Origin of the sequence: Flagellimonas oceanensis, from assembly GCF_003992595.1 — a bacterium.
Lineage (GTDB): Bacteria > Bacteroidota > Bacteroidia > Flavobacteriales > Flavobacteriaceae > Flagellimonas > Flagellimonas oceanensis.
The window spans coordinates 33,013-48,894 of sequence record NZ_RZNA01000044.1; the positions used below are offsets into that span (position 1 = coordinate 33,013).

The window sequence follows — 15,882 nt, forward strand, 5'->3', positions numbered from 1 at the left end:
AGTGTTGAAAAACTAGAGGTCGACCATAAGAATTTATTTATTGTGCTACTATGCCCGAGAGCTTTATAGCGTACAATTTCCCAAGCCAGTTGAAACATACCCCCATTTGGTGCATGTATTTTTTTTGGATGCTTTTTGTCGGGATTGAATCCGTGTATCCTCAAAAATATTCATCGCTTTCAGAAAGCGAAAAACATCAGCTTCGCACAACCTCCCATATCTTAATAGACCTTGAGAAGATAAGCTTGGATTCGATGATGTTCCAGACATTGTCCGAGAATGTTCCATGGGCCGTAGTTCCTTCAGGAAATAGGGAAAAGAACTCAGTTTTTTTAAACCAATATTCCAATTATCGAAACCAATTGGTAATAATAGGACAAGAGAGGGCATTCACACAGGTTCCAAAAAAACTTTCACTGATCTGGCTGGCTGATTCGGATATGGATACGGTGGAACTCGATTCAATTGGTAACATTGATGTTTTAAAAAAATCAAGTGATAAGGAACTTTTGAGCATAGATGTTGACCATGGGAGCACCCCTACGTTTTTAAAACTACGTGGGATTTGGAAGAACCTGGGAAGAATGCCCAATTTCATCAAAACTGAAGCACCTTTTGAACATCTTCACAGTTTGGTACGGCAACTAAACACCAATCCAAAAGTATTTGGGATTGTACAAACGGAAAAAGGATTGTTGGATGGGGTCATTTTTAAGGATTTTGGAGATACTCAGGTAGGAGGACATTTTAGCTATCCAGTTCAAGATACCTTGGCTCTACCCATATTGGTTCCCTACAAACCTGGATTTCATTTTTCACCTGACATTATCTATACAAGCCCAGAAAACCTTAATAACCAAAAGGAATTTGTTGGTTTCCCTTTGGATGCTGAATATGGACTTTCCCATCATTTTGAATTTAAGGATGGGGTTATCGATTTAATGGCGAAAAATTCGAAGGGACTAATTTCAAATGATGTTGGTGCACGGAAGGATTCGCTATTTGGAAAGGTTAGTTATTTTGAAAATGGAGCCTATATTGACGTGGGAATATCCAGTAAATCAGCTTTAAAGGGAAATTTTACCATTAGTGCTTGGGTTAAACCCACCCAATTGGGTCAGAACAATAGCATCCTTGGGAAGGGGGACAATTTTGTGTTCAAGATCCACGATGGATTTTTAACCTTCACAATGGCAGGTGTCAAGGATTATGTATCAACTTCTTCACCGATAGCATTAAATGAATGGTCCCATGTAGCATTGGTACATTCCAAAATGGGGAACACACTTTTTTTCTATATCAATGGAGAACGGACCGATAGCGTGAAACTGATTTCTGAATATGAAACATCAGATTATAACATACTTATAGCAAGTAATCTGTGGGAAGAATTTTTTGAAGGCTACATCCGGGAGATTAAAATATGGGAGCGCGAGTTGAATGATTCGGAAATCAAGACGCATTATAATCAAACAAAAACCTTGAACAAGGACACTTCCTTCCTGAAGTATATTGTGATATTCCTTGTCTTGCTTGGTGGCGGTTATGGTGTGTTTAAATATTGGAGAAGAAAATCGGAAACGAATGAGGTAAAAGCAACGCAAAGCATTGTCTTGCCAAAAGTTCCAGAGGAAAATGATGAACATTCAGTACAAATACTGTGCTTCGGTCCTTTACAGATCATGGATATACAGGGGTTGGATATTGCAAAAAAACTGTCCCCACTTCAAAAAAAGCTGTTCATGATTATCTTTTTACATGGTCAGGGAAGTAAGAAGGGCATAGATACCAAACGTCTTACCGAATTGTTATGGCCAGGTAAAAGTGTGGCAAATGCAAAAAACACAAGAGGTACAACAATCCAAAACTTAAGACAGTTGTTGGACACATGTCCTAGTCTTGAGCTGCTTTTCAAGGATAAGCACTGGGTTTTGCAAATGGATGAAAAGTGTTACTCGGACTATACCACGGCAATGCAATACCTAAAATTTTTGGAGAGCGATAATTATTCGGACAAGCAACTGGGAACTGAACTTCGAAAATTGATTCCCATTGTTAAGAAAGGAAGACTATTTGCCAATACCAGTGCTCCATGGTTGGACCCATTTATTGAAAAGTTTAGCAACCGGATTGTGGAGCAATTTATCCAAATCAGCAAAAATCCGATTATTAAGACCCATACGGACATAATGCTTGATTTAGCCGAAGTAATTTGCCTATATGATGACCTTAATGAACATGCATTACAGATAAAACTCAGTGTTCTTATTGAGCAAGGTAAACTTAGTCTGGCCCATCAAGCTTGTCATAATTTCAAAAAACAATATGAAAAACTCTACGGAGAAGCCTACGAAGTTTCTTTCGAGGAAATGATATCCTCCCAATAATGGTTTACTTACCCTCCCTTTTGGATATAAAATCCTGAAAAACCACATTTTTTTAATCCATTACCCCATTTAGTACCCCTTTTTTTATGCCCCTGCTTTTTTATTTGCAGCATCATTGTTCAATGAGATTGTATGAAATAATCAAATCAAAGCATACCAAATGAAAAAAGAAATGAACAGCAGAAGGGGATTTGTTAAAAAATCCTTGATAGCAGCTACCGGGATAAGTATCATCCCAAGACATGTATTGGGGGGACCGAACTTTATCCCTCCCAGCGACCAACTTACCAAAGCGGTAATAGGTGTAGGCGGTATGGGCCAGGGGCATTTAAATTATGAAGGAACCAAATTGTTGGCCATTTGTGATGCCGATGGAAAACACTTAGCCGATACGCTCAAGAAAGTTGACGGCAATGTAAAGGGGTACCGGGATTTCAGGGAGGTATTGGAAAGACCGGATATTGATATTGTGCATATTGCCACTCCTCCACACTGGCACGGTCTCATGTCCATTATGGCCGCCGAGGCAGGTAAGGATGTTTGGTGTGAAAAACCAATGACCAGAACCATTGGCGAGGGGAAACGTGTGGTTGAAGCAATGAAGGTCCATGGAAAAATGTTTAGGTTGAATACTTGGTTTCGCTTCAAGGATAACTTCTACGGGATGGGAACACCCGTGAGAAAGCTTAAAAAAGTAGTCGATAGCGGTGCGCTCGGATGGCCATTGAAGGTGACTATAAGTGGAGTTACCGGCTTTAATTGGAAGTTTTATTGGGTAGGAAAGGAGAATTTGGCACCGCAATCCGTTCCAGAGCAGTTGGACTATAACATGTGGCTGGGACCAGCTCCGGAAAAACCCTACAACCCACATAGGGTCCATTCTACTTTTAGAGGATATTGGGACTATGATGGCGGAGGATTGGGCGATATGGGCCAACACTATATTGATCCCGTTCAATACTTTTTGGGCAAGGATCATACCAGTCCTGTTAAGGTTGAGGTGGATGCCCCGCAACAGCATTACGATGCCATAGGAACTTGGAGAAGGATAACGTATACTTATGCAGATGGTTGCCAAATTATATTGGACGGAGAAAACCGTGACAAGAACGCAGCCTATATCGAAGGTCCTGACGGCAAGATATACAATGGATTCAAATCCACTATTCCTAATATCGAAAGTTTGATCAATACCCTTCCTGACCCCGAGGAACAAATCACTTCATTCTCGGAATCGGTTAAAACACGTCAAAAATTTGCACTGAATGAAGAGAACGGACACCGCTCGGCGACTATTGTCAATATGGGGGTCGTTGCATTGCGACTAGGCAGGAACCTCGACTTTGACCCAGTTAAACAAGAGTTTGTGAACGACCCAGAAGCCAATAGGTTATTGGACCAACCCATGCGAACCTCATGGGCCAATTGATGATTCACTTTAATTTCCAAATAGAACAATAAAAGTATAGACCAATGGAAAGTATGTTGCCATTCGAGAACGAATCGAACTAGGTAATGTTCAATTGGTCAAAAAACCACGAAAAAATGAAAAGAATACAATACATCATATCAACGCTCTTTTTGCTCTTTGCCCTTCAAATTTCCACGGGACAGATCAACCGGACTCTGGATACCAAAGTAGTGGATATATTGGCCCAGTTCCCGACTGAGGATTTGGAGCATTCGGATAGACTTATGCAAGAAATGCTGGATTTGGGAACCGAAGGGATTCAGAAATTCCATGAACGTATTGTCCCTTTGGGAACAGGTGACGATACCCAAGCAAGGTATGCTGTTCATAGTTTGGCGGTATATGCAGGTAAATATCGAACGGATACTGTCGAGAAAACATTATTAAGTGCTTTGGAGGAGGCACAACATAAAGAGGTGAAAACATTTTTTATCGACCGTTTGGCATTTTGTGGAACAGATGCAAGTGTCGAAACATTGGGTAAATATCTCTCAGATGACGAACTGTACAAACCTGTTTTGGCCACTTTGACCTCTATAGGAACTCAGAGATCGGCAGAAGCGATTCATACTGCAACCAAATCAGCCGAAGGTATAAGGAAGGCGGCATTTATCGAATCATTGGGACGTATGCAGTATGCTCCTGCATCAAAAACCTTGGTGGAAGTGGTGTCCGAACCAATGACCGATGGTTTTCTAAAGCAAAAAACGCTGATGGCATTGGCAGAAATAGCAAAGCCTGGTTCGTACGACATTCTTTTCAAAGCAGTTGAAAGCGAGGAATATCGATTGGACGATAATAGGGCCATTATTGCCTATATCCACTATGGCAATAGACTAGTCGAACAGGGGAATTTGTCCTTGGGAGAGCGAATAGCCAAGTCATTGTTGAAGAACTGTACTGAGGATAACCAGTTAAGTTATAGAGCGGCAGGTATCAATATGCTAACCTCTTCCATTGGGGAAAATGCAACAAAGACTCTTTTGAAAGAGGCAAAGTATCATGATGCGGCCTATAGGGGAAGCGTGCTAAAGGCAGCAGGGCAGAACCTTACATCTATGGAGGTGTTGAAATGGGCAAGGCAATACAGGAAAATCGAGGATAGTGGAAAAATACAGCTTTTGGAAATGCTGCGAGAGCGTCCAGAATCTGAAGTAATGGATAAGTGCATTGTCAAGGCCATCGAATCTGACAATGAAAGCTTAAAGTTGGCAGGGATTCGAGCTTTAGCTTTTCAAAAAAAGGAGAGAGCCTTGCCTCTGATTTTCAATGAACTGAAAGGGGGCAATACTGATGCAACTTTTACAACCATTCAAAACACATTGCTGAAAATTGTAGGTGCTGACGATGGGCCGCTAATAGCAGAAAAATTATATGGAATCGAAAACCAGAAAGCCAAGGGTGTATTGGTAAATGTGTTAGCCGACCGAAATGCCACAAACCAATTTGAAGCAATTGCAGGGTTATTGGATAAAGCAAATCCCGATTTGCAAAAAGCCATTTACAAGGCAATGCCATCCGTTTCGACGGAAAAGAATTTATCCAACTTGATGGAAATGGTCTCTCTGACGGAAGATGAGGCCAACATCAAATATGCGCAGCAGGCAATTGTAAAAGTTCTTAGCACCACTAATAAGGAAAGTTCTTTGACCATTTATGATACGTTTGCGGATTTTGAAGATAAATCCAAATTGATTCCGATACTTCCCGCGCTAGGAGACAGAAAGGCATTGACCCTTATATCGGAGCAATTGCAATCAGGTAACAGTAAAGAAAAAAAGGCGGCAATACAGGCACTTTCGACATGGGAAGGCAATGAGAGTTTGCATTATTTGTTCAATACCATAATCGATTCAAATAGAGATATCAGGGATTTGGCTTTTCGTCAATATTTGCAAAAAGTTGCTACTTCCGACCAACCCGATGATCAAAAACTGTTATTGATACGAAAGTTGATGCCTTACAGTAGCACCTTGGCAGAGAAGAAGCAAGTGATACAAGCAGCTCAATCAGCGAAGACATTCCTGTCCTTGGTCTTTGTTTCTGATTATTTGGATGATGCAGACTTAAGCACTGTGGCATCCAATGCTTTGATCAAGATTGCCTTGCCAACACCAGGTGCCAACAATGGCTTAAGTGGGGAGGTGGTCCGAGAGGCCGTATCAAAAAGTATGACAAACTTATCTGGCCCAGATAGTCAATACCTAAGAATTGACGTACAGGAATTTTTGGATAAAATGCCGAATGAAAAGGGGTTTGTATCCATATTCAATGGTAAGGACCTGACTGGTTGGGAAGGTTTGGTCGAAAATCCCATCAAAAGAAATAAGATGTCCAAAAGTGCCCTGAAAAAAGCCCAGGATAAAGCAAATGCCCAAATGCAGGAGGATTGGTTTGTAAAGGATGGTGTGATTGGCTTTCAAGGGGAAGGCTACAATAACATCTGTACCATAAAAGATTATGGGGATTTTGAGATGCTGGTGGATTGGAAAATCACCCATGGTGGAGATAGCGGTATTTACCTGAGAGGAACCCCCCAAGTCCAGATTTGGGACACGGCACGAACCGATGTAGGAGCAGAAGTCGGCAGTGGAGGATTGTACAATAACCAAAAAAATACCAGTAAGCCTTTGGCAGTTGCCGATAATCCCATAAACGAGTGGAATACATTCCGGATTAAGATGGTCGGAGAGCGCGTCACTGTTCATTTAAATGGAAAATTGGTTACCGACAATGTTGTTTTGGAAAATTATTGGGATAGAGACAGGGCCATTTTCACGAAAGAGGCCATCGAACTTCAAGCTCATGGGGAAGATTTGGGATTTAGGAATGTTTATGTTCGTGAAATACAATCCGGAAATGAGCTTTTAAGCTCCAAAGAACAAAAAGATGGATTTCAATCCCTTTTTAATGGAAGGGACCTGGACCATTGGATTGGGAACAAGACGGATTATTTGGTTCAAAACAATGAGTTGATGGTTCAGCCCAAGCAAGGAGGTCATGGAAATTTATATACCGCCAATGAATATTCTGATTTTATTTTTCGATTTGAATTTAAATTGACTCCAGGAGCCAACAATGGTCTTGGTATTCATGCGCCTTTGGAGGGCGACGCGGCCTATGTTGGAAAAGAGCTGCAGATTCTGGACAACACAGCACCCATCTATGCCAATTTAAAGCCCTATCAGTATCATGGTTCAGTTTATGGAATTGCAGCCGCGAAAAGAGGGTTTTTAAATCCGGTTGGCGAGTGGAACTCCCAAGAAGTCATGGTAAAGGGGAATCATGTCAAAATCACGCTCAACAATCAAGTCATTCTTGATACCGACATTAAAAAAGCCTCTGAAAGCGGTACAGCGGACGGTCAGGGACACCCAGGGCTTAAGAGGAACAGAGGGCATATAGGTTTTTTGGGTCACGGTTCCGTATTGTGGTTTCGAAATATAAGAATCAAGGATTTAAAGTAAGAAATGGTATCCCAAAGATTTGATGGAATGATGAAACCAATTGGAATGATTTGGTTGTGGGCGGTTTTTATTGGGCTACAACAGTCATTGGCCCAAAACAACCAAACAAATCAATCTGTAAGCGTAATGTCTTTTAATATTCATGCAGGCTATGGAACAGATGGAACTTTTGATTTGTTGAAAATTGGAAATCAAATCAGGGAAGCCCAACCCGAAATTGTTTGTTTGCAAGAGGTGGATTATAGAACGCATAGGTCACAAGTCAAAGATGTGACTTTGGAATTGGCCAATATTACAGATTTTCACTCCTTTTTTGGAAAAGCCATTTCTTTTGACGGAGGGGAATATGGTTTGGCCATCCTGTCCAAGTATCCCATTCTCGAGGTAAGGGTTCATTCCTTACCCAATGATGGTGTTGCCGAGCCACGGATAGCTTTGGAAACGATTGTTGAAATCAATGGTATGGGCAAAATAAGGATTGTGAACGTGCACCTTGATTATTCCAATAAGGAATTGAATCTATCTCAAATAAGATATGTAAATAAAAAGTTCACGGATGGGAAGCCCACTATAATGGCCGGTGACTTTAATCAAATTATGGAAAGTAAAGGAATGCAACAGTTGGTAAGGGACTGGAACTTATCGATGGATGCAAGGGCATTCACTTATCCAGCAAATAAGCCCAATACAAAAATTGATTATCTCATGGCTTACCCTCGGAATGAATGGGAGATAAAAAGTGCCCGGTTACTAAAGGATGAGAGGGCTTCAGACCATTTACCCATTTTGGCGACATTCTCTTTGATAAAGTTTTGAAAGGTAAAAGAAATAATTAACCATAAAGGTTGAATTATTGGAGTTAGTTGATGAAGATGGGCAGGGATACCCCTGCCTTTCTCTTCAAATGAGAGTGAAATAACGGCAATTCTACCTAACTAAAATATAATTATGATAACACTACGACTATTGGATTATGCCATTATCGTTACATTTTTTGCTATTACCCTAGGCATTGGGTTCTATGTATCCAAGAGTTCTGGAAAGAATAGTTCGGAATTCTTTTTATCAGGAAGGTCCATGCCTTGGTGGTTACTGGGAATTTCCATGGTGGCAACCACCTTTTCCACGGATACACCTAATTTGGTAACGGATATTGTACGAAACAACGGGGTGGCAGGTAATTGGGTCTGGTGGGCTTTTCTCTTGACCGGTCTTTTGACCGTCTTCATTTATGCAAGGTTATGGAGAAGATCTAATGTCAATACCGATTTAGAATTTTATGAACTTAGGTACGGTGGGGCCCCAGCCAGATTTTTGAGGGGGTTCAGGGCCATTTATCTTGGGGTAATTTTTAATGTGATTACCATGTCCGCAGTGACCCTTGCTGCTATCAAGATCGGGGGTATCATGCTGGGTCTTGAGCCATGGCAAACAGTTCTGATTGCAGGCTTGGTAACCGTTGTCTTCAGTGCGATCGGTGGTTTCAAGGGGGTTGTGTATACGGACTTTATTCTCTTTTTTGTGGCAATGGGCGGAACCATAGGAGCAGCCTGTTATTTGGTAAATATCCCTGAAGTAGGGGGCTTGGAACGGCTGTTGTCCAATCCGGATGTCAAGGATAAACTGAAAATGATACCAGAGTTGGATGATACTAAAGCACTGGTCACATTGATTATTATTCCTTTGGCCGTACAGTGGTGGAGCTCATGGTACCCGGGATCCGAACCCGGGGGTGGGGGATACATAGCACAAAGAATGCTTAGTGCCAAAAACGGGAAGCATGCCATTGCAGCTACCTTTTTCTTCAATATCATGCACTATGCCGTTAGACCATGGCCATGGATATTGGTTGCACTTGCCTCTATCGTTGTGTTTCCCAATCTAGATAGTTTGAAACAGGCATTTCCTATTATATCCGATGATAAACTAGGGCACGACCTAGCATATTCGGCGATGTTGACCAAGTTGCCCACTGGACTTTTGGGTCTTGTACTCACTTCATTGGTGGCAGCTTATATGTCTACTATATCTACACAATTAAATTGGGGTTCTTCGTATATTGTATATGATTTTTACAAAGAAAGGATTCATCCAAAGGCTTCGGAAAAACGATTGGTGGCTGTTGGGAGAATATCCACGGTAGCTTTGATGGTTCTGAGTGCCGCATTGGCACTTTTGCTTCAAAATGCACTACAGCTTTTCGAGATATTACTCGTTTTTGGAGCTGGGACCGGTTTGATCTTTATCCTTAGGTGGTTTTGGTGGCGAATCAATGCTTGGAGCGAGATTACTGCCATGTTTGCTTCAGGGATACTTTCCCTAGCCTTGAAGTTGACCCCTTTGGGAGATTATTTATTTTCCGTTAATGATGGCCTTTTACCAAGTTGGTCGGAGTATCCTTCAGTGGTCTTTACTACAACATTGGCTTGGTTGTTAGTAACTTACATTACCAGGCCGGAACACAGAGAGGTGCTTTATGGATTCTGTGAAAAGATTAGGCCTGGAGGACCTGGATGGGAGAAAATAGTGCAGCAGGGCAGGACAGAGGGGGTTAACTTGAAGAGTGGTGAAAAATGGAGCGTTCCCAGTGGGGTATTGGCGATGCTTTTAGGAACGATGCTGATTTATGCCAGCTTATTCGCTGTGGGCCATTGGATTTATGGGGAGTGGTTATTGGCGAGCACATTGACATTTCTTGCAGTATTATCGGCTGTTTGCTTAGTATTTACATGGAAAAAAATAGAAGAGATAATAGAATAATCCTTTAATAATTTTTATAAAAATGAAAACAGATATTCAATCAATACAATATGAGCCTGCAGGCCAGTTTGAGGCTACTAGATATGAAAAGGTGCATAATGTCATCTTCCAAGACTCTAAACAGGGATCATTACAGGTTGCCAGCGAAATATCAAATTTAATTCGGGAAAAAGCGAATAAGGATCAAAAATGCGTTTTGGGACTTGCCACTGGATCATCACCCATACGTGTATATGAGGAATTGGTGCGCATGCATCGAGAAGAAGGGCTTAGCTTCAAGAATGTGGTCACGTTCAATCTTGATGAATACCACCCTATGGAACGTTCCAATATACAGAGTTATCATTACTTTATGCACCAACACCTGTTCGATCATATTGATATAGCGAGTGAAAACATACATATTCCCGATGGTATGATCTCTTTCCAAGAGGCGCAGGAATATTGTAAGGAATATGAAAGAAAGATTGAAGAAGCTGGAGGGTTGGACTTTCAATTGTTGGGTATTGGTAGGACCGGGCATATAGGGTTCAACGAACCGGGTTCCCATTATAATTCTGCCACTCGGGATATTACCTTGGATTATGTTACCCGTATCGATGCAGCATCCTCTTTCAAAGGGCTTGAGAATGTCCCCCGTAAGGCCATAACCATGGGGATAAGAACCATTAAAAAGGCGAATCGCATTGTATTGTTGGCATGGGGTCAAAACAAGGCTTCGGTTATTCGGAAAACCATCGAAGGGGATGTCAGTTCGGAAGTTCCAGCCACCTACTTGCAGGAACATGCGAACACCACTTTTGTGCTGGATAAAGAGGCTGCGTCCCAGTTGACCCGTATCGACACTCCCTGGTTGGTCCAAAATTGTGAGTGGACTCGGGATTTGACACATAAGGCTGTGGTCTGGCTCAGTCAAAAAAAGGACAAGCCCGTTCTACAATTGACCGATAAGGACTATAATGATATGGGAATGTCCGATTTATTGAGTTCGGAGCAGTCCTCCTATGAGATTAATATTAGGACTTTCAACCGTTTGCAACATACCATTACGGGTTGGCCAGGTGGCAAACCAAATGCAGACGATACCAATCGTCCCGAACGTGCGGAACCTGCAAGAAAGCGAGTTATAATATTCAGTCCACACCCTGATGACGATGTGATATCCATGGGAGGAACATTCGATAGATTGGTCTCCCAAGGTCATGAGGTTCATGTGGTGTATCAAACTTCCGGTAATATCGCTGTAGCGGACCATGAGGCTGTTAAAGCAGCGGAAGTGGCCAATAGTATGGAGCCGACCGGGACATTTAATCAGGTGCTAGAGGAAATCCGAGAAAAAACGGAAGGAGATTTCGACTCCAAACTTGTTCGACGACTCAAAGGCAAAATCCGGAGGGCAGAAAGTATTGCTGCTACGCGTTATCTTGGCATACCTGATGGCCAAGTACATTTTTTAGACCTTCCTTTTTACGAAACAGGAACAATAAAAAAGAAACCGCTGGAGAAGGAGGATATTGCCATAATGAATACTATTATTGAGGAAATCAAGCCCCATCAGATCTATGCTGCGGGAGACTTGGCGGACCCCCATGGAACCCACCGGGTGTGTTTGGAAGCCTTGTTCGCTTCATTGGATTCCCTAAAATCCAGCCCCTATATGAAAGATTGCTGGGTGTGGCTCTACCGAGGGGCTTGGCACGAGTGGGATACCCATGAAATCGAAATGGCAGTACCCATGAGCCCCGCACAAGTCCTTAGAAAACGAAAGGCCATATTTTTCCATCAGACACAAAAGGACGGTGTAATGTTTCAAGGAGAAGATTTAAGGGAGTTTTGGGTGCGTGCAGAGGACAGAAACAAAGAAACTGCACAAAGGTACCAGTCCCTTGGTCTGGCCAGTTATGCTGCCATGGAGGCCTTTGTGAGATATGATTTCTTTACAGGATAAACTTTTGGATATGGTATTGATTGCAGACAGTGGTTCCACCAAATGTGATTGGCAGGTTTATGATAAGGCTGGGTCCACAGTGATTGAAAAAAGAACAAATGGAATCAATCCTATAATTCATTCTGATGATGATATTGAGTTGGTCTTAAAAGAGCTGAAGACTGATGTGCCATATGAAATCTTAAAGGTGGAGTTCTATTGTGCGGGAGGGAAAAATGAAGAATCACAACAAAGATTGACTCGAATCTTCCACCAATTTTTTAAACAGGCTGAGGTCAGAATAGAGGATGATTTGGGAATGGCCGTAAAATGTACCAAAGGTGTGCCTGGTGTGGTATGTATTTTGGGTACTGGGGCGAATAGTTGTTTTTTTGATGGAACAAATATTCATAAACGATTGCCTGACCTAGGATATCAGATAATGGATTTGGGGAGCGGAAATTACTTTGGAAGAGAGCTATTACGGAGTTATGCTTATGGTTATATGCCCCCTGATTTGATGGGAAAATTTGAGAATAGGTATAAGCTTAATGATAAAGTCATACTACAAGAACTCTACAATGGGGAGAACCCGAGTTCCTACCTAGCCAGTTTTGCAAGGTTCATGATTGAGAATCATGAGCACCGGTTCTTTCAATCAATGATAGCAGATGGATTAGAAAAGGTCTTTGATTATGTGTTGGGCCCCTATCAATTTGAGATACAGCGGCATCCATTGTATTTTATAGGGTCCATTGCCTTTCATCTACAAGATTTCATAAAAGAGAAAGTGAAAGAACACAATTGTGATGAAACTCACTTTATCGGTAAACCGATAGCGTACTTATCACTATTATAGGTTTAGTGCAAATGGTATTTTTTGATAACATATGGTCTTAATTCTTTATTTTTAAACCTGAAAGTCCAAAAATCACGCGGGGATGTCCTATAGGGTGTCCAGTTTTTATCCAATATCTCCAAACCTACTGTAATTATTCAGATCCAGAGTTTTGGTTCTAATCCCTTCAGAGATTTGAACCCTTTTTATTTTACTTTAAATGAATTTGGATAGTGGCATATTGGTAATTTACCAATGCTATATTTTTTTCGTTTGGGGTGTATACTATGCCCAATTTTTGCAGTAGAGGTAAGGATTTGGGTAGAATGTAAAAAAGAAAATCAGGATTCAAGACCAGGATTAAGTTTTTTCATAAGCTCTTCTTTACGTCTAACGGCAACCTCAATTTTGGAGCCATCGGTCAATATAATATGACCTCCTTTCCCTTTGATATAGTGCTCTACTAATGATAGATTGACAAGATGGGACTTGTGCACTCTAAAAAAAGTATTGCTTTCCAGAATACCTTCAAAATACTTTAAGGTTTTGGAGGCCGTAATCTTTTTGTTGGAAAGTGTGTGGATGTGCGTATAATTCACGTCCGATTGAAATCTAATAATGTCGTTTGTATCTACCATGGCAAATCCGTCCAAGGTAGGAATTGCAATTCTTTTTGATGATTCGTTTCCTTCTTTAAAATTATGGAATAGAATATCAATCTTTTTGGAAGTTTCTTTTAGGTTTCTTTGTTCCCTTAACTTTTGTAACGCACTGGCCAAATCAATTTTGTCAATTGGTTTTAAGAGATAATCCAAGGCTGAGAACTTAAATGCCTTTAGGGCGTAATTGTCAAAAGAGGTGGTAAATATCACTTCAAAATCGAATGTGTCCAGTTGAGATAGCAGGTCAAAACCTGTATTGTTCCCAAGTTGCACATCCAAAAAAACAATATCGGGGGATGAATCAGTGATTTTACGTTGGGCCTCATCAATGGTTTTGCAGCGGGCCATAACTTCAATATCATACCCTTCGTCCTGTAACAGTCCGTCCAAACGGTTGATACAGTGTTGCTCATCATCGACGATAATAGCCTTTAACATAGTGTTTTTAAAATTGAAGTTCCAAAGGAAGCCTTATCTCTACACGAAGCCCTTCCGTTTTGTCCAACAAATTAATAGATCCATTGGTATTCTTTAAATGGTTGATGATATCTATTCGATTGCTGGTAATTTTTACACCAAACGAACCTTTCCTTTTGGCCTTTGTATTGGTTGCCGATCTTCCGACTCCATTGTCCTCCACAACGTACTCCAACATGTTATCATCTTTTTTTATCATGAGGTCGATTTGCCCATCTCCTTGTTTTGGGGCAATCCCGTGCCAAATACTGTTTTCTATAAATGGTTGCAATAAGAGCGGGGGTACCAGTGTGTTTTCTGGTTCGACGCTTTCATCAATCGATATGTGGTAGTCGAGCTTGTTTTCCAACCGAAGGGCCTCTATCTGCATGTACAGTTCCATCAACTCCAGATCTTCCTCCAAGGTAATCCATTTTTTTTCCGAGTTTTCAAGGATAGATCGTGTGAGTTTGGAGAACTTGACCAAATAATCATCGGCCTGTTGTATATCGTTTTTGGAGATAAAATCGCTAATGGAATTGAGAGAATTAAAAATAAAATGGGGGTTCATTTGGGAGCGCAGGGCTTTGAGCTCGGTCTCTGCCACCTTTGCATTGAATTCGGCCACTTTTCTTTTTTCCAGTGCATCGCGTCTGCGCTTGTACAAAAAATATCCTAAAATAGAGATCAATGCCAAGAGTATCGCCCCCAACAAATACCCATTTTTCACCAATTCCTGTCTCTTTATTTCCTCTTGGGCGACCGCTTGTTGGCGCTCCATTTGAAACTGCATTTCCTTTCGGGTCAATTCAGATCTCTTTTCCTCATTCAAAACACTGTCCCTGAGTTGCACATGTTCTTTGTAGGCGTCAAGGGCTTCGGCCATATTTCCGTTGTGCTCGAATACCTGGCTCAACACTTCCCACGAATCGGATTCCCATTCCACAGCACCAATCTCCTTGGAAAGCGAAAGGGCTTGACGGGCATTTGTTTCTGCCATTCCATAGTTGTTGAGCAATACATTGATTTTTCCAATACTGTTCAATGCGGAGGCCTCAATATACTTGTTCCCAATCTGCTGGGCGAGGTCTGCTGCTTCTTGATAGTGTGCAAGCGCTTTTTCGTTCTGTCCCAGCTTTTTGTAGGCCAAGGCCAAGTTATTGGTAATCGCTGCTATAAACAGATTGTTCTCTTCCAGTTTGGCCAATGCAAGGGCCTTCTCCAAATAGGAAACACCTTCTTCAAAATTTTCGGTGTCGTTATACACAATGGCAATATTCGAAAGTGCTTTGATTTCATCTGGTCTGTTGTTCAGTGATTGTGCCGTTGACAAATAGGCGCGATAATTTGTCAAGGCCTTGTCATATTCCTTTAAATCAGCGTGGATATTACCAATATTGCCCAATAGACTTGACTCTAGTTGTTTGTTGACCATCTTTTGGCTCAAAACCAAGGCTTTTTGATACGCATCCAATGCATTGAGATTGTCTCCCAAAACATAATAGAGGTTTCCTTTTTGACGGTGGGCCAGAGCTTCGCCCTTGATCCAATTTGTTTTTTCTGAAATAGCAATAGCTTCCTTAACATAAGGAAACGCCTCATTGGGACTGGAATAGGTCATCTCCCCAGCTATTTCAATAAGCAGTCCGGCTCTTATGGTATCTTGTAAAGTATGTCCCTCCAATTCATTTCTCAGGGAGTCAAGCTGTACCTCTTGTGAAATTCCGTATAAGGGTAAAAATATAATGAGAAGGGAAAAACAGGTTTTTTTGATCGGTCGCAGCATGTTCTGAGGTTAGTGAACCCCAAATTTAAGCCATTTGAACCATTAATGGGTTGTTCTGCCATGGTTTACGGATAAAGAAAGATTAGCTACGGTAATGTTGAATAAACATACGTATAATAATTGGCCAT

General features: G+C 41.4%; 9 protein-coding genes. 7 read left to right on the forward strand and 2 right to left on the reverse strand.

The features are described 5' to 3' along the window. Nucleotides 1-50: 50 nt before the first annotated feature. From EO132_RS12085 to EO132_RS12115, 7 genes are all read left to right on the forward strand, one after another. Nucleotides 51-2,387: a LamG domain-containing protein gene (locus EO132_RS12085; RefSeq protein WP_127138102.1), complete on the forward strand. Its 2,337-nt coding sequence runs from the start codon at nucleotides 51-53 to the stop codon at nucleotides 2,385-2,387. A gap of 160 nt (nucleotides 2,388-2,547) precedes the next feature. After that, complete coding sequence (locus tag EO132_RS12090) at nucleotides 2,548-3,816, forward strand: Gfo/Idh/MocA family oxidoreductase (protein WP_127138103.1); 1,269 nt, start codon at nucleotides 2,548-2,550, stop codon at nucleotides 3,814-3,816. Between the two features lie 116 nt (nucleotides 3,817-3,932). Continuing rightward, nucleotides 3,933-7,325 (forward strand): DUF1080 domain-containing protein, encoded by a 3,393-nt coding sequence (locus tag EO132_RS12095; RefSeq protein WP_164732339.1) that lies wholly within the window; start codon nucleotides 3,933-3,935, stop codon nucleotides 7,323-7,325. Between the two features lie 126 nt (nucleotides 7,326-7,451). Further along, a complete protein-coding gene (locus EO132_RS12100; protein ID WP_164732340.1) occupies nucleotides 7,452-8,141 on the forward strand; it encodes an endonuclease/exonuclease/phosphatase family protein in 690 nt (229 codons plus the stop codon). Nucleotides 8,142-8,273: 132 nt separating this feature from the next. Continuing rightward, complete coding sequence (locus EO132_RS12105; RefSeq protein ID WP_127138106.1) at nucleotides 8,274-10,085, forward strand: sodium:solute symporter family protein; 1,812 nt, start codon at nucleotides 8,274-8,276, stop codon at nucleotides 10,083-10,085. A gap of 22 nt (nucleotides 10,086-10,107) precedes the next feature. After that, nucleotides 10,108-12,033 carry a glucosamine-6-phosphate deaminase gene (nagB, locus tag EO132_RS12110; protein ID WP_417935892.1) on the forward strand — a complete coding sequence of 642 codons (1,926 nt, stop codon included), beginning with the start codon at nucleotides 10,108-10,110 and terminating at the stop codon, nucleotides 12,031-12,033. A gap of 10 nt (nucleotides 12,034-12,043) precedes the next feature. Further along, nucleotides 12,044-12,871, forward strand: coding sequence for an N-acetylglucosamine kinase (locus EO132_RS12115; RefSeq protein ID WP_127138108.1), 828 nt, complete (start codon nucleotides 12,044-12,046; stop codon nucleotides 12,869-12,871). A 320-nt stretch (nucleotides 12,872-13,191) separates the two neighbouring features. On the opposite strand, the gene EO132_RS12120 is transcribed toward EO132_RS12115, so the two are convergent. Together EO132_RS12120 and EO132_RS12125 are read right to left on the reverse strand one after the other, a co-directional pair. Further along, entirely contained in the window at nucleotides 13,192-13,950 is a 759-nt protein-coding gene (locus EO132_RS12120) for a LytR/AlgR family response regulator transcription factor (protein WP_127138109.1), read from the reverse strand. 7 nt (nucleotides 13,951-13,957) lie between these two features. After that, complete coding sequence (locus EO132_RS12125; RefSeq protein ID WP_127138110.1) at nucleotides 13,958-15,754, reverse strand: tetratricopeptide repeat-containing sensor histidine kinase; 1,797 nt, start codon at nucleotides 15,752-15,754, stop codon at nucleotides 13,958-13,960. Between the last annotated feature and the right edge of the window lie 128 nt (nucleotides 15,755-15,882).

Coding starts and splice junctions, on each gene's coding strand:
- EO132_RS12085 (WP_127138102.1), top strand. CDS start 51: ATGCCCGAGAGCTTTATAGCGTACAATTTCCCAAGCCAGTTGAAACAT.
- nagB (WP_417935892.1), top strand. CDS start 10,108: ATGAAAACAGATATTCAATCAATACAATATGAGCCTGCAGGCCAGTTT.
- EO132_RS12090 (WP_127138103.1), top strand. CDS start 2,548: ATGAAAAAAGAAATGAACAGCAGAAGGGGATTTGTTAAAAAATCCTTG.
- EO132_RS12120 (WP_127138109.1), bottom strand. CDS start 13,950: ATGTTAAAGGCTATTATCGTCGATGATGAGCAACACTGTATCAACCGT.
- EO132_RS12095 (WP_164732339.1), top strand. CDS start 3,933: ATGAAAAGAATACAATACATCATATCAACGCTCTTTTTGCTCTTTGCC.
- EO132_RS12100 (WP_164732340.1), top strand. CDS start 7,452: ATGTCTTTTAATATTCATGCAGGCTATGGAACAGATGGAACTTTTGAT.
- EO132_RS12125 (WP_127138110.1), bottom strand. CDS start 15,754: ATGCTGCGACCGATCAAAAAAACCTGTTTTTCCCTTCTCATTATATTT.
- EO132_RS12115 (WP_127138108.1), top strand. CDS start 12,044: ATGGTATTGATTGCAGACAGTGGTTCCACCAAATGTGATTGGCAGGTT.
- EO132_RS12105 (WP_127138106.1), top strand. CDS start 8,274: ATGATAACACTACGACTATTGGATTATGCCATTATCGTTACATTTTTT.